Source organism: Pseudodesulfovibrio tunisiensis, assembly GCF_022809775.1.
In the GTDB taxonomy this organism is placed as follows: domain Bacteria; phylum Desulfobacterota; class Desulfovibrionia; order Desulfovibrionales; family Desulfovibrionaceae; genus Pseudodesulfovibrio; species Pseudodesulfovibrio tunisiensis.
The window spans coordinates 1584860-1600416 of record NZ_CP094380.1; the positions used below are offsets into that span (position 1 = coordinate 1584860).

The 15557-nt window shown below is 59.4% G+C and carries 13 protein-coding genes and 1 pseudogene; 3 read left to right on the forward strand and 11 right to left on the reverse strand.

Going from position 1 to position 15557, the window contains the following annotated elements:
- The first annotated feature begins 152 nt into the window (after positions 1-152).
- Complete coding sequence (gene upp, locus MPN23_RS07840; RefSeq protein ID WP_243547141.1) at positions 153-779, forward strand: uracil phosphoribosyltransferase; 627 nt, start codon at positions 153-155, stop codon at positions 777-779.
- A gap of 77 nt (positions 780-856) precedes the next feature.
- Positions 857-2197: a uracil-xanthine permease family protein gene (locus tag MPN23_RS07845; RefSeq protein WP_243547142.1), complete on the forward strand. Its 1341-nt coding sequence runs from the start codon at positions 857-859 to the stop codon at positions 2195-2197.
- 80 nt (positions 2198-2277) lie between these two features.
- Here MPN23_RS07845 and MPN23_RS07850 read toward each other — a convergent pair whose 3' ends face one another.
- The gene (locus MPN23_RS07850; protein ID WP_243547143.1) at positions 2278-2946 is read right to left on the reverse strand and encodes a hypothetical protein; all 669 of its coding nucleotides are present in this window, start codon (positions 2944-2946) and stop codon (positions 2278-2280) included.
- Between the two features lie 117 nt (positions 2947-3063).
- Between MPN23_RS07850 and MPN23_RS07855 the strand changes: the two genes are divergently transcribed.
- Positions 3064-3825 carry a glycosyltransferase family 2 protein gene (locus tag MPN23_RS07855; RefSeq protein WP_243547144.1) on the forward strand — a complete coding sequence of 254 codons (762 nt, stop codon included), beginning with the start codon at positions 3064-3066 and terminating at the stop codon, positions 3823-3825.
- Positions 3826-5786: 1961 nt separating this feature from the next.
- Here the strand turns inward: MPN23_RS07855 and hisA are convergent.
- The 10 genes and pseudogenes from hisA to livM form a co-directional block, all read right to left on the reverse strand.
- A complete protein-coding gene (hisA, locus tag MPN23_RS07860) occupies positions 5787-6518 on the reverse strand; it encodes a 1-(5-phosphoribosyl)-5-[(5-phosphoribosylamino)methylideneamino]imidazole-4-carboxamide isomerase (protein WP_243547145.1) in 732 nt (243 codons plus the stop codon).
- Positions 6515-7165: a hypothetical protein gene (locus MPN23_RS07865; protein ID WP_243547146.1), complete on the reverse strand. Its 651-nt coding sequence runs from the start codon at positions 7163-7165 to the stop codon at positions 6515-6517. Before MPN23_RS07865 ends, hisA begins: the two co-directional genes overlap by 4 nt.
- Positions 7165-7752 (reverse strand): imidazoleglycerol-phosphate dehydratase HisB, encoded by a 588-nt coding sequence (gene hisB, locus MPN23_RS07870; RefSeq protein WP_243547147.1) that lies wholly within the window; start codon positions 7750-7752, stop codon positions 7165-7167. Before hisB ends, MPN23_RS07865 begins: the two co-directional genes overlap by 1 nt.
- Positions 7753-7845: 93 nt before the next feature.
- On the reverse strand, positions 7846-9096 hold the full coding sequence (tatC, locus tag MPN23_RS07875) for a twin-arginine translocase subunit TatC (protein ID WP_243547148.1): 1251 nt from the start codon (positions 9094-9096) through the stop codon (positions 7846-7848).
- Complete coding sequence (gene tatB, locus MPN23_RS07880; RefSeq protein ID WP_243547149.1) at positions 9093-9440, reverse strand: Sec-independent protein translocase protein TatB; 348 nt, start codon at positions 9438-9440, stop codon at positions 9093-9095. The genes tatC and tatB overlap by 4 nt, the downstream gene beginning before the upstream one ends.
- Before the next feature lie 27 nt (positions 9441-9467).
- A complete protein-coding gene (guaA, locus tag MPN23_RS07885) occupies positions 9468-11015 on the reverse strand; it encodes a glutamine-hydrolyzing GMP synthase (RefSeq protein ID WP_243547150.1) in 1548 nt (515 codons plus the stop codon).
- A gap of 181 nt (positions 11016-11196) precedes the next feature.
- Positions 11197-12654 carry an IMP dehydrogenase gene (gene guaB, locus MPN23_RS07890; RefSeq protein ID WP_243547151.1) on the reverse strand — a complete coding sequence of 486 codons (1458 nt, stop codon included), beginning with the start codon at positions 12652-12654 and terminating at the stop codon, positions 11197-11199.
- 57 nt (positions 12655-12711) lie between these two features.
- Positions 12712-13420, reverse strand: a pseudogene (locus MPN23_RS07895) (ABC transporter ATP-binding protein).
- A gap of 1 nt (position 13421) precedes the next feature.
- Positions 13422-14219, reverse strand: coding sequence for an ABC transporter ATP-binding protein (locus MPN23_RS07900; protein WP_243547152.1), 798 nt, complete (start codon positions 14217-14219; stop codon positions 13422-13424).
- Positions 14209-15507, reverse strand: coding sequence for a high-affinity branched-chain amino acid ABC transporter permease LivM (livM, locus tag MPN23_RS07905; protein WP_243547153.1), 1299 nt, complete (start codon positions 15505-15507; stop codon positions 14209-14211). Before livM ends, MPN23_RS07900 begins: the two co-directional genes overlap by 11 nt.
- Positions 15508-15557 lie beyond the last annotated feature (50 nt).

Below are 15557 nucleotides of genomic sequence, written 5' to 3' on the forward strand. Positions count from 1 at the left end.
TGGAAAGTAAACGAGGATCGAAAAAGTTGTCGTCTTTTACAAAAATGTCTCTTGACCTGAAAATGGCTGAAGACTATAAGGACGAAGTTTTGCGCAATTGAAACTTTTCATGAAAACAATCCGGAAATCATAGCCAAGGAGGAGGAAAACCTGTGGCATTGCACGTGGTTGACCACCCGCTCATCCGACATAAGATCGGCATTTTAAGAAAGCATGACATCAGCACCAGCCGCTTTCGGCAGCTGGCCAATGAAATTACCCGCCTGCTCACCTACGAGGCGACCAAGGATTTCGAAACCGAAAAGGTCACCATCGAGGGTTGGGCCGGACCGGTGGAAGTGGACAACATCAAGGGCAAGAAAGTCACGGTGGTTCCCATTCTCCGCGCCGGTCTCGGCATGATCGACGGCGTATATGACATGATTCCCGGCGCCAAGGTGTCCGTCGTGGGCTTCTACCGCGATGAGGAAACCCTCCAGCCGGTGCAGTACTACGTCAAGCTCGCCAAGAACATCAACAAGCGCATGGCCATCATTCTGGACCCGATGCTCGCCACCGGCGGCACTCTGGAAGCGACCATCCAGCTCCTCAAGGATGCTGGCTGCCAGTCCATTCGCGGCCTGTTTCTGGTTGCCGCGCCCGAGGGCGTGGAACGTATCCAGAAGGCCCACCCGGACGTGGACATATACTGTGCGGCAGTTGATGAACGTCTCAATGACGTCGGCTACATCATCCCCGGACTCGGGGATGCCGGAGACAAGATTTTCGGCACCAAATAGGGACAAGCTCAAGGGCTTGTCCCTTTTTTTAGGTAGAGACCCATTTCATCATTTTCAGGAGAGGAGGACCCGACCCGATGAACAAAATCGACCCGACCGTGTACAACTTCCGACTCAAGGACGGCCTGCTCGGCGCCCAGATGCTTTTCGTGGCGTTCGGCGCACTGGTGCTGGTGCCCCTGCTTACCGGCCTTGACCCGAACGTGGCCCTGTTCACTGCCGGAGCAGGCACGCTGCTGTTTCAGGTGGTAACCCGGGGACGCGTGCCCATCTTTCTGGCATCGTCCTTCGCCTTCATCGCGCCCATCATCCACGGCGTGCAGACCTGGGGCATCCCGGCCACCATGTGCGGTCTTGCCGCGGCTGGCGTCTTCTATGTCGTGCTGAGCTTTCTGATCCGCTTTTTCGGCGTGGACATCGTGCGCCGCATCCTGCCGCCCGTGGTGACCGGCCCGGTCATCATGGTCATCGGCCTGATTCTGGCCCCCACCGCCGTGCACATGGCTCTGGGACGCACGGGTGACGGCAGCGCATGGCTCGTGCCCGAGACCCCGGCCCTGATCGTGGCCTCGGTTTCCCTGATCACCACGATCATGGTTTCCCTGCTGGGCAAGGGATGGTTTCGTCTGGTGCCGATTCTCAGCGGCATCACTGCGGGCTACCTGACCTCCCTCGGTCTGGACCTGACCGGGTACACCGCTGCGGCACAGGCCGCGTTCGATCCGGGCGCGCTCCAGAACTGGACCGCTCCCGCCCTTGTCAACTTCCAGCCCGTGCGTGATGCCGCAGTGCTGGCCGTACCCAACTTCACCCTGCCCGAATGGAAATGGGAGGCCGTGGCCTTCATCGTTCCGGTCGCCATTGCCCCGGCCATCGAGCACTTCGGCGACGTGCTTGCCATCAGCGGCATCACGGGCAAGGACTACCTCAAGGACCCGGGCATCAAAAACACCATGCTCGGCGACGGTCTTGCCACCACTCTGGCCTCCCTGCTCGGCGGCCCGCCGAACACCACCTATTCCGAAGTGTCCGGCGCCGTGGCCCTGACCCGCGTGTTCAACCCGGCCATCATGACCTGGGCAGCCATCGCCGCCATTGTTCTGGCCTTCGTGGGCAAACTCGGCGCCTTCCTGTCCACCATCCCGGTTCCGGTCATGGGCGGCATCATGGTGCTGCTCTTCGGCGCCATCACGGTCATCGGCATCAACACGCTGGTGCGTGCGGGCCACGACCTCATGCTGCCCCGCAACCTCGCCATCGTGGCCATCATCCTCGTGTTCGGCATCGGCGGCATGAGCTTCGAGATGGCTTCGGTCAAGCTCACGGGCATCGGCCTTGCCGGCGTGATCGGCGTTGTCCTGAACCTGATCCTGCCCTGCAAGGACTGCAACGACGAAACGCCGCTGGACGACCTCTAGGCCGCTCCTCTTCCCCGATAGACGCAAACAGCCCCCGGCCCGAAAGCCGGGGGCTGTTCCTTTCGATCATCCCGCATCCCTTACAGCAATCCTTCCCGTTCCATGTCCCGAAGCACCCGGCCCAGCACGGGAACAAGGGCTTCATGCTTCCTGTGCAGATAATGAAACAGGGGAATGGAAACCAAAGGCGGTTCATGAACCTGAAAACCGCGCTCCAGCCACGCAAGGCTGCGCACAAGGGAACGCGGTGCAACGAGTACGTCGACGCGCCCCTCTTCAAGCATGGACGCTCCATGCTCATATCGTTCTATGACAACCTGTTCCACTGAAGCCGGAAGATTCCGCATGACCACCAGCACATTCCTTCGGGCCACACGCATTCCCTTCAGCGAATCCCAGTCCGAAATCCGAATCCCGCCCTTGACCGACACGGCGAGCATCTCCACTCGATGCACTGGCACAGGCACGCAGACAAGCGTCGGGTATTGCTTTTCCAATCCTTCCATACGGCACAATTCCCCATCCACGAAGCCGGAACTGCTTTCCATGAGCGACCGCGCCAAAGGCATGTCCTCGAACCGGACATCCATGTTCAGACGGGCATAGGCCCGGCGCAGCACGTACTTCACCTCGCCACCGAACGGATCTCCCTTGAGGGAGGCAATCACGAGCGGCCCACGTCCCGAAACGGGCTCCGCACTGCACACCATGATGCAGACGAAAAACAGAGCGAAGATTTTTCCGCGCATACCTTTTCCATATGTCAGCGGGAAGGATTCCGCCATCCCGTTATTATCGAGGCGCACCATACCCGTGGACCGCGAGGCCTGAAAACGCTAGGATGCGCCTCCGACAAGGGAGAACTCATGACGAAAAAGACGACCGGACTGATTTTGACATACAACGGCGAACGCCTGCTGGAAAAATGCCTGCGTTCGCTGGATTTCTGCGACGAACTGCTGGTGGTGGATTCCCAAAGCACGGACCGCACGCGGGAAATAGCCGAAGCCTGCGGCGCACGGGTAATCGTCAACCCGTGGGACGGCCCTCTCAAGCAATTCCGATTCGCCTTTTCCCACATCACCACGCCGTGGATCGTCTCGCTGGATCAGGACGAATGGCTTTCCCCGGAACTCAGGGCCGATGTCATGGCCGCACTGGAAAAGGATGAACCGCTCGCCGGATACTGGGTCTCGCGCAGTTCCTGGTATCACGACAGATTCATGAAGCACAGCGGCTGGTATCCGGACCGGCTCCTGCGCGTATTCCGACCCGACAGAATGGAACTTTCCGCCAACGGGCCACACTACCGCTTCACCCCGAAGGGCGAAACCCGGCTTCTGTCCGGGGACATCCTGCACCTGCCCTATGTCAGCTTCCACGACCACATGGCCCGCATCAACCGATACGCGCAGGTCGGTGCCGAAGACCTGCGCCGCAAGGGTCGCAAGGGCGGCCTGCTGCGTGCCCTGCTCCATGCCTCGGCCCGATTCGTCAAAACCTATCTGCTCAAACTCGGCCTCCTCGACGGCAAGGCCGGATTCATCAACGCACTGGTCAGTTTCATCTACGTGTTTCAGAAATACATCCGCGTGGAGGAAAAAACTCCATGGGGCGAGGAAAGGTAGCCTTGATTCTTCAAGGCATGGCAAGTCCCCCCGGCCTACCCAACCTCCCACCGTTTCCCTTTGATCAAGGCATCCGTTCCTGCGGCAAACGCACGGCAGAATAGCCTTGATCAACTTGGAAACGCGCACGGCCGGGGCGATCCCCAAAGGCGGCTTTTGCATTCTTTTATCCACCTTGGAGTAAAAGGAGGTCGCCCGAGAAGGGCGAAATCTTCCCTTATCAAGTTGGTGCGCAGTATACGGCGAATTGCTTCGCCCGGCACAGCCCGCCAAGTTGGCACAGCCCCACCTCTTCAGGGCGCGTAGCCGCGCCGTCTTTGCCGTGCCATCCGGCAAGGTGAGGGTTTCGCCCTTCCCGGGCGAGTTCATTTTTTTGTTGGGGCAAAAAAATAAACGAAAAAAAAGCCCCTTTGCACTGTGCTCCCGACTCCCTCGGGCAGGAACCAGTAGCGCCCTTTCGCCGGGCGATTGCGACGTTTCCTCCGGAAACCGCATCGCCCCGGCTTCGGTCGCCTCGACTGGTTCCAAGCCCTCGCGAGCCGAAATCCGATCTGGGTAAGGAACAGTGTTCCTGATGTGAGAGGTCGCCCCGCCCCTACCAAGCTCCCCCGGCCCAACCAACTTTCCACCGTTTCCCTTTGATCAAGACATCCGTTCCTGTGGCAAACGCACGGCAGAACAGCCTTGATCAAGTAGGAAACGCGCACGGCCGGGGCGATCCCAAAAGGCGGCTTTTGCATCCTTTTATCCGCCTTGGAATAAAAGGATGTCGCCCGAGAAGGGCGAAATCTTCACTGAACAAGCTGGCGCGCAGTATACGGCGAATTGCTTCGCCCGGCACGGGTAACCAAGCTGGCACGGCCCCACCTCTTCAGGGCGCGTAGCCGCGCCGTCTTTGCCGTGCCATCCTGCAAGGTGAGGGTTTCGCCCTTCCCGGGCGAGTTCATTTTTTTGTTGGGGCAAAAAAATAAACGAAAAAAAAGCCCCTTTGCACTGTGCTCCCGACTCCCTCGGGCAGGAACCAGTAGCGCCCTTTCGCCGGGCGATTGCGACGTTTCCTCCGGAAACCGCATCGCCCCGGCTTCGGTCGCCTCGACTGGTTCCAAGCCCTCGCGAGCCGAAATCCGATCTGAGTAAGGAACAGTGTTCCTGATGTGAGAGGTCGCCCCGCCCCTACCAAGCTCCCCCGGCCCAACCAACCTTCCACCGTTTCCCTTTGATCAAGGCATCCGTCCCTGTGGCGGACGCACAGTAGACCAGCCTTGATCAAGTAGGAAACGCGCACGGCTGGGGCGGTCGATAAAAGGCGTTTTTTGCCTACTTTTGTTCGCCTTGAAACAAAAGTAGGTCGCCGGGGGAGGCGAAACATCCCCTTAAAAGCTGGTAAGGCGTGTCCGGCGAATTGCTTCGCCCGGCACGGGTAACCAAGCTGGCACGGCCCCACCTCTTCAGGGCGCGTAGCCGCGCCGTCTTTGCCGTGCCATCCTGCTAGGGGAGGATTTCGCCCTTCCCGGGCGAGTTCATTTTTTTGTTGAGGCAAAAAAATAAACGAAAAAAAAGCCTCTTTGCACTGTGCTCCCGACTCCCTCGGGCAGGAATCCGATCTGTGTAAGGAACACTGTTCCGGGCGTGACGAGCTCCCCCGGCCCAACCAACCTTCCACCGTTTCCCTTTGGTCAAGGCCTCCGTTCCTGCGGCAAACGCACGGCAGAATAGCCTTGATCAACTTGGAAACGCGCACGGCCGGGGCGATCCCAAAAGGCGGCTTTTGCATCCTTTTATCCGCCTTGGAATAAAAGGATGTCGCCCGAGAAGGGCGAAATCTTCACTGAACAAGCTGGCGCGCAGTATACGGCGAATTGCTTCGCCCGGCACGGGTGGCCAAACTGCCCCACCCCCAACAAAAAAAACCCTTTCCCGCAAGGGAAAGGGCTTCCTTCAAATCGAAAAAACAAAAACAGCTACGCTTGCCCGTCAATCCACTCGTTGGCTTCGCGCACATCCAGCGTGCCGACATAAATGGCCCGCCCGGAAATCGCGCCTTCAAGGCCCTTGGCACAAAGCGGATGGAGATTCCTGATGTCATCCAGCGTATGCACGCCACCAGCAGCAATGACCGGGATGGACGTCAGGGAACAGAGCCGCTCAAGAGCCTCCAAATTCACGCCGGTCTGCATCCCGTCCCGGGAAATGTCCGTGTACACGATGAACCGGACATCATCCTTTTCCAGCCGGGGCAACACGTCATCGATCATCTGCCCGGAATCCTCGACCCAGCCCTTGGTCTTGAGTCTGCCGTCCACTGCGTCCAGAGATACGCCAATCCTGCCGGGCAAGGCGCGGCACAATTCGGAAAACAGTTCGGGTTGTTCCAAGGCCATGGTGCCGATGATCAGCCGTTCCACGCCAGCCTTGACATAGTTGCGCGCGGTCTCGATGTCACGAATGCCGCCACCAAGCTGCACCGGAATGTCGATCTCGGCACAAATGCGACGAATCAGCTCGAAATTTCGGGGCAACCCGGAAAACGCGCCATCCAGATCGACCACATGCAGAAAACGAGCGCCCATGTCCGCCCATTTGCGGGCCTGTTCGACCGGGTTGGCGGCAAAGACCGTGACCTGATCCTCCCTGCCCTGAGCCAGACGCACGCATTGGCCGTCCTTGATATCTACAGCGGGAAAAAGAATCATAATCCAAGTTCCATGAGCTTTTCCTCTATGCCATCCGAGGCAATGCGCATGGCAGTCACCCACTTGCCGCCGCGGTCAGCAAACTTGCGAGCGGAGAACAGGTTGTCCAGCAGAGCCTGCTGGGTTTCCTCGTACCGAACCCGCTGCATGCGCTCGTTCTTCACGTCGATGAGATAGAATTCCATGGTCACCGAGGCAGGGCGAACAACTCCGGCACCACTGCCTTCGCGCTCCACCCAATGGGTGACCTGAGGCACGAGCAGCACATCGCAGGGAATGCACTTGGCCACGCCGAGCCAGTATTTCCAGGCCGAAACCTTGGGCAGCCCGGCCTCCTCGAAAACAACCACGTCCTCGCACGGCTCGACAGCCGGGGGCGTGACGTAATCGAACACGCTGTGACGCTGAAGGGTTTCACGCAGGACAATGTCCAGAGATTGCAGAACACCATCCGGAACCGGCTTGCCCTCCTCCTCGAGATACCCGGCAAGAAGCTGCCAGTTGTAAACCGGGTTGGAAAAGCCGACCACAGCCAGCTTGCCGTCCGGCCGAGGCACCGCAGCCTGCTGCTTGGGTGCACATCCGGCACCGAGGATCAGGAACAGGCCAAAGGCCGTGAGCAGAAAAACCGAAACGATTCGCTGCATCAGTCAAGACTCCCTTTTGTGCTTGAAACACCTTTGCGTCCAATGCGCACGGCCTGCCCAAGGGCAATGCCGAGCGCCTTGAAAGCGGCTTCCAGAAGGTGATGGCCGTTGCGGCCGTACTCGTATTTGATATGCAGATTCATGCCCGCTCGAAAAGCCACGGACTTGAAGAATTCGCGCCAGACGTCCTTTTCATCGCCCGCAATGATCGCAGGCAGGAGTTCGTCGTCATAGACCAGATACGGCCTGCCGGACAGGTCCACCACGACTTCGGCCAGCGCCTCGTCCATGGGCACCTTGGTGAACGCGGTGCGCACGATGCCCTTTCTGTCACCAAGAGCTTCGCTGAAAGCCTGCCCCAGACAGAGGCCGAGGTCTTCAAGGGTGTGATGGCTGTCGATTTCCAGATCGCCCCGGCATTCGACTTCCAGATCGAATCCGCCCCAGAAGGCCATGAGCGTCAGCATGTGGTCGGCAAACCCCACGCCTGTGGAGATGGTCGCACTGCCCTCGCCGTCCAGCGAAAGCCTGAGCCTGATGCTGGTTTCCTTGGTGGCGCGTTCCACCGCTGATGCACGCTTGGTCACGGCCGCACTCCTTTTTTTCGGAGGACTGTATAGGAAAACTCTAGAAAAGAAAACCGGGCAAAGCGCGCTCGCGCCCTGCCCGGCCAATATGCCCTATCGGGACTCGGAAGTCTCGGCTTCCCCGGAATCCTCGTCGGATTCCGATTCCTGCTCCGGTTCTTCCTTGATCTTCTTTTTCAATTTCCGATCTTCCTTCTTGCCGAAGAAATACGCTACCCACACGCCCAGTTCATACAGGATGATGAGCGGACCGGCCATGAGGGTCTGCGTGAACGGATCGGGCGGCGTCAGAATGGCCGACACGATGAAGGAAACGAGAATCGCGTACTTGCGCTTCTTGCGCAGTCCCTTGGAGGAAACGATTCCCAGCCGCGCCAGAAAAAAGATGAACAACGGCAGTTCGAACACGACACCGAACGCGAAAAGCAGCTTGAGACAGAAACTCAGGTACTCGTTCAGCTTCGGCGTGAACGCGATTTCCGTGGTGGCGAAACTGGCAAAGAAATCGAAACCGAACGGAAACACGATGAAATAGCCGAACAGGGCTCCGGCCGTGAAGAACAGCGCGGAAACCATGGCCATGGGCACGACCCATTTGCGCTCGTGATCGTACAATCCCGGAGCGATGAACCCCCATATCTGGGCGAACAGGTACGGGCTGACCAGAAACAGTCCGGCCACCACAGCAACCTTGATGTGCGAAAAGAATGCCTCGGCCGGATAGGTGTACTGAAAATGGCCGCCCACCATGATGGTGGACATGGAATCCTGAAGCGCCTGAACAAACAGATCGAGCTTGTCCGGGTACTTGAAATCCGTACCCTGAAGCACCATGCCCAAAGAGCGGCGAAGCTCGATGAAGAAATCCGCCGGAAACACGGTGTGCGACTCGGCCACCTTGCGAAGCACGACCTTCATGGGCTCCATGAGCAGGTCGAACATCCTTTCGGCCAGCGGATAGCAGGCGAGCATGCCCAGTCCAACGGCAATCACGCACCGGACCAGACGGGTACGCAGTTCGGAAAGATGCGCCAGAAGACTCATCTGCCCGCTCTCTTCCTCCTCGTCCTCCTGATCCTCGTCTTCAAGGTCGTCCTCTTCGCCGGAATCGTCGGAGTCGGAAACAGGAGAATCCCCGCCGGCCGCGGAATCTCCGTGGCCAGCGGGGTTTTCGTCGTCTTCCGAAGAGGAATCCGCGGATTTGGCGGGCGACAGAGTCAGCCCCCTGTTCGCGGAATCGCCGTCTTCGTTGTCGTCAAGAGAGGGATCATCAGCCGACAGTTCCGCCCCGGTTTCGTTTTCCGGGGTGTCCTCGGCCTTGATGCCGTCCTTGTCCAGGGTCATGCGGACTCCTTGCCGTCTCCGGCCTTGTCCACGGTCGCCGCCGCCTTGGCCTTGTCCACTTCAGCCTGAGCCAGTTCGGCCTTGGCCTTTTCCATTTCGGCTTCGGCCTTGGCCTGCTCAGCCTTGCGGCGCGCCAGCTCGGCTTCGGCCTCACGCTTGCGGGCATCGTCTTCGGCCTGCTGGATTTCCACATCCAGCGTGCTCTTGACGTCGTTGCCCACGCGCTTGAATTCGGCAATGCCCTTGCCCAGCCCCTTCATCATTTCCGGCAATTTCTTGGGACCGATCACGATGAGGGCCACGACAACGATTATCAGCAGTTCCGGTCCGCCAATTCCAAACATAATCTCACCTTCGGGGTTGGGTCTTGGTTACTCCCACTCAATCGTGCTCGGCGGCTTGGAGGAGATGTCGAGGACAACTCGGTTCACGCCCTTGACCTCATTGATGATCCGGTTGGAAATCCGGGCCAGCAGTTCCGAGGGCAGGCGGCTCCAGTCCGCAGTCATGGCATCCAGCGAATCCACGATGCGCAGGGCAATGACGTTTTCATAGGTACGATCGTCGCCCATCACGCCCACGGTCTTGAGGGGCAGCAGCACGGCAAATCCCTGCCAGACCTTGCGGTACCAGTCGGAAGCCATGAGCTCGTTCTGCACGACCTTGTCGGCCACGCGCAGGATGGACAGCCGTTCCTCGGTCACCTCGCCGATCACGCGGATCGAAAGGCCGGGGCCCGGGAAGGGATGCCGCCAGATGATGTGCTCGGGCAGGCCGAGTTCATAGGCGGCGCGGCGCACTTCGTCCTTGAACAGCTCGCGGAGCGGCTCCACCAGCTTCAGATTCATCTTCTCGGGCAGGCCGCCCACATTGTGGTGGCTCTTGATCACGGCCGAGGGGCCCTTGAAGGACTCGGACTCGATCACGTCCGGGTACAGGGTGCCCTGCCCCAGAAACTTCACGCCGTCGATGGCCTTGGCCTCGCGGTCGAACACCTCGATGAAGGTGTAGCCGATGATCTTGCGCTTCTTTTCGGGATCGGTCACGCCTGCGAGCTTGCCGAGGAATTCCTCGGAAGCGTCCACGCACTTGACGTTGAGGTCGAAATGTTCCTCGAGAAAACCGATGACCTCGTCCCGTTCGCCAAGGCGAAGCAGGCCGTTGTCCACGAAGATGCAGTGCAGATTCTTGCCGATGGCCTTGTGCAGCAGCACGGCGGCCACGGTGGAATCGATGCCGCCGGACAGGCCGAGCACGACCTTGGCGTCACCCACCTGCTTCTTCAGGTCCTCGATGCAATTGTCCACAAAGGACGCCATGGACCAGGAGGGCTTGAGCCCGGCCACCTTGAACAGAAAATTCTGGATAATGACGTTGCCGTCCGTGGTGTGGGCCACTTCGGGATGGAATTGGAGCGCATAGATGTGGCGTTCCCGATCGCCCATGGCCGCGAACTCGATGGAATCGGTCCTGCCCATGACCTCGAAGCCCTCGGGGATGGCCTGAACGCGATCGCCATGGGACATCCAGACGGTCAGGTCATCAGCTTCCTCGATGCCTTCGAACAACGGGCAGTCGTTCATGGCCGTGAACTGGGCGCGACCGTATTCGCGGTCCGCGGAAGCCACGACATTGCCGCCCAGATTGTGGGCCAGAAGCTGCATGCCGTAGCAGATGCCGAGCACGGGCAGGCCCATTTCAAGGTAGACGGGGTTCAGCTTCGGGGAATCGGCATCCAGCACGCTGGAGGGACCGCCCGACAGGACCAGGGCCTGCGGGTTGAAAGCCTTGACCCGCTCGGGGTCCACGTTGCACGGATGGATTTCGCAGTAGATTCCGGCCTCGCGGATTCGCCGCGCAATGAGCTGGGTGAACTGTGAACCGAAATCCAGGATAAGAACCTTGTCGCTTGCTTGCATAAAACCTGTTTCCTGGTTGAGGGGCAATCCCCTGCCGAGAAAGCGGCGCCGCATCTCTCGACGGATTCCCCTGGATAAAGCATGAATCGGGTCTGGTCCACACAGGAACCAGACCCACTACATATGTCACAACCGGGCAAATGAAAAGCGGAAACCCACGGCCCGGACCGGACGAAGAGGCTTACGCGCCGTCGATCCGGTAGTTCGGGGACTCCTTGGTGATGCTCACGTCGTGGACGTGGGATTCACGAAGTCCGGCACTGGAAATCTGGACCATCTGGGCCTTTTCCTGAAGTTCCTCGATGGAGGCGCATCCGGTGTAGCCCATGCCGGAACGCAGACCGCCGATGAGCTGATAGATGGATTCGCCCACAACGCCGCGATATGGGACCCGGCCCACGATGCCCTCGGGCACCAGCTTCTTGGACTTTTCCTGAAAGTAGCGGTCCGAGCTGCCCTTTTTCATGGCGTCGATGGAGCCCATGCCGCGGTACTGCTTGTAGGTGCGGCCCTGGTACAGGATGGTTTCGCCCGGGCTTTCCTCGGTGCCCGCAAACAGGGAACCCATCATGCAGGAATTCGCGCCAACGGCCAGCGCCTTGACAATGTCGCCGGAGAACTTGATGCCGCCGTCCGCGATGATGCACTTGTCCGCCTCGCGAGCAGCACGGGCGGCTTCCATCACGGCCGTGATCTGGGGCACGCCGACACCGGCCACCACGCGGGTGGTGCAGATGGAGCCGGGACCGATGCCCACCTTCACGGTGTCCACGCCCGCTTCGAGCAGAGCCTTGGCCCCCTCGTAGGTGGCGACATTGCCGCCCACGAGCTGGCAGTCCGGGAAGGCCTCGCGCAGATCGGCCACGGACTTGAGGATGTTGCGGGAGTGGCCGTGGGCCGAATCCAGAACCAGGAAGTCGGCACCGGCACGAAGCTGGGCCTCGGCGCGACTCAGGCAATCCGCGCCCACGCCGATGGCAGCGCCCACGAGCAGGCGGCCCTTGTCGTCCTTCACGGCGTTGGGGTACTTCTTGACCTTGTCGATGTCCTTGATGGTGATCAGGCCGCGCAACCGGTTCTCGTCGTCCACCACGAGCAGCTTTTCAATGCGGTGGCGGTGCAGGTACTTCTTGGCGTCGTCCTTGGAAATCTTTTCCGGCACGGTCACCAGATCGCGGCTGGTCATGACCTCGGAGACCGGAGTGTCGTCATCGGTGACGAAACGGATGTCGCGGTTGGTGATGATGCCTGCCAGCAGTTCGCCTCGCACGACCGGAAGACCGGAAATGCGATACTCGGTCATGATGGACTTGACCTTGGCAATGGTGTCGTCCGGATGCACGGTGATGGGATCGCTGATCATGCCGGATTCGGATTTCTTTACCCGGTCGATCTCGCGGGCCTGTTCGCGCACGCTCATGTTCTTGTGAATAACGCCCGCGCCGCCGTGACGAGCCATGGAAATGGCCATCCGCGCTTCGGTCACCGTGTCCATTGCAGCAGAGATCAGAGGGATGTTCAGCTTGATGGAGGGAGTCAGCTGGGTGGTAACGTCCACCGAGTCGGGAAGCACTTCCGAATACGCGGGGAGGAGCAATACGTCATCAAAAGTCAGGGCCTTATCCAGAATCTTTGTCATGGTTTTCCTCCCAATATGTTTGCGGCCGGGCTCAAGGCCCGGCCGCGGTTGTCTCTTCTATAGGCCCAGATAGGCCTTTTTGACCTGCTCGTTGGCGAGCAGCTTTCGACAGGTGTCGCTGAGCACGATCCTCCCGTTTTCCATGACATAGCCCCTGTCCCCGATCTTCAGGGCCAGGTTGGCGTTCTGTTCCACAAGGAAAATGGTCGTGTTGTGCTCTTGATTCACTTTCTGGATTATCTCGAATATCTGTTTGACCACCAACGGGGCCAGCCCCATTGAAGGCTCGTCCAGAAGCAGTAGGCGAGGCTTTGCCATAAGTGCCCGTGCAATGGCAAGCATTTGTTGCTCCCCCTCCGGACAGAGTTCCGCCCTGCTGCCTGCGTCTGCGGGCAAGAATGGGAAACAAATCAAAGCAATACTCGAAATCGCGTTTGATGTTTTCCTTGTCCTTCCGCATGAACGCGCCCATGTCCAGATTCTCCTGCACCGTGAGTTCCGGAAAGATGAGCCGCCCCTCCGGCACCTGACACACGCCCCTGGACACGATCCGATTCGGCGGCTGCCCCACCAGCGACTCGTCCTGATAGACCACCTCGCCGGACCGGGCCTGCACCACGCCGCAGATGGTCATGAGCGTGGTGGACTTGCCTGCGCCGTTGGCACCGATCAGAGTGATGATCTCGCCGTGGTCGATGTGCAGGCTCACGTCGTACAGGGCCTGAATGTTGCCGTAGAAGCTGTTGACGTTTTTCAGTTCCAGCATCCTAGTCATCGTCGTCCTCCCCGAGATAAGCCTTGATGACGTCCGGGTTGGACCCCACTTCCGACGGCGTTCCGTCCGCGATCATCCGGCCGTAGTCCAGCACGTAGATGCGGTCGGACATGCTCATGACCATCTTCATGTCGTGCTCGATGAGCAGAATGGAGATGTCGAACTTGTCCCGAATGCGGACAATGAGCCTTTCCAGATCAAGCGTTTCCTGCGGATTCATGCCTGCGGCGGGTTCGTCCAGAAGCAGCAGGAACGGGTCCGTGGCCAGAGCTCTGGCGATCTCCAGCCTGCGCTGCTTGCCGTAGGGAAGGTTGCTGGACAATTCGTTCACGTATTTGTCCAGCCCGACAAGCTCGAGCAGCTCATAGCTTCTGGCAACCACCGCCCTTTCCTCTTCGCGAGTGACCCTGTTGCGGGAAACCGCTCCCCAGACCGAACTCTTCGTCCGGCAATGGGTGCCGATCATGACATTCTCCAGCGCGGTCATGGACGGAAACAGTCGGATGTTCTGAAACGTGCGAGCCATGCCCAATTCCGTGACCTTGTTGGGCTTGATGCCATTGATGCGTTTGGGTTTCCCGGACGATCCGGCATTGACCACGACATCGCCGTGGGTGGGGGTGTAGATGCCGGTGATGCAGTTGAAGAAGGTGGTCTTGCCCGCACCGTTGGGCCCGATCAGGGCCACGATTTCTCCCTTGGCGATGTGGAAGTCCACTTCGTCAAGGGCGCGGATGCCCCCGAAGTCCATGCTCATGTCGCTGACTTTCAGGACGGAATTATTGCTCATTGCCTGCACTCGCAGTGTTCGCTGGTTCGTACTTGTAGACCTTGCGCTTGGCGCTGATGAGTCCCTGCGGACGGAAAACCATGACCAGCACCATGATGGAGCCGAACAGCAGCATGCGGAACTCCGCAAAATCGCGCAGATACTCGGGCACCAGAATCAGGATGATGGCTCCGGCGATCACGCCCCGGATGGAGCCCATGCCGCCGATGACCACCACGGACAGGATGATGGCCGATTCCCAGAAGGTGAAGCTGGCCGGATTGATGAACGTGGTCTTGGCCGCGAACACGACCCCGGCCATGCCTGCCCATGTCGCGCCCAGTGCAAAGGCCATGAGCTTGGTCTTCGTCTTGTCGATGCCCATGGCCTGACAGGCTATCTCGTCCTCGCGCAGGGCCAGCCATGCCCTGCCGATGCGCGAATTCTGGAGCCGGTTCACCGCAAAGATGGTCAGAACCACCAGCCCGGCCATGATGTAGTACATGTACATGGTGGAATCGATCACGCCCAGCTTCACGCCGAACAGAGTGGGCCTGTCGATGCCGGAAATGCCGGACGGCCCCTGCGTTACGTCGCCCCAGTTCTCCAGCACGAGGCGAATGATTTCGCCGAATCCCAGAGTGACGATGGCCAGATAGTCGCCACGAAGACGAAGCACGGGAAAGCCGAGGATGATGCCGGTCACGGCTCCCAGAACCGCGCCCAGAGGCAGCACGGCCCAGAATCCGATGTCCCAGTGCATGTTCAGCAGGGCGTAGGCATATGCGCCCACCGCGTAGAAGGCCACGTAGCCCAGATCCAGCAGACCGGCCAGCCCGACCACGATATTCAACCCCAACCCGAGCATGATGTAGGTCAGACAGGAAATCATGATGTTGGTCTGATACAGGTTGAAGACCATGGGAAAGGCCGCGACCATGCAGGCCATCACTGCCACGGCAATGAGCTTGAGCCGCTTGTCCGAGGCAATGCGCGTCATGAGCGCCTCGACCCGGTTTTCCTCTCTGGTCTCGTCCTTCTTCAACTCCTTGCGGGCCAACAGCCAGCGCCAGACAAAGGAACCGAAGAACACGGCCACGGCCACGTAGACCATGTTCATCCACCGCCAGTCCACGGTATCCTCGATGGTGTTCACGCGGATCACCATGATGGGAAAAGTCAGAAATACGAACCACACGGCCGCGATCAGCGACTTTTTCAGGGCCTCGGGAAAGCCGGAGCACCCGGCAGTGAGGAAGAAGCCCGGAAAGCCGTTGTTTCGACCGTTGGCATTCATTGTGTTGCTCACGTCGACTTACCTTGTTGCGATTGCGCTCCCAAGACGAAATCCGTCTTGCG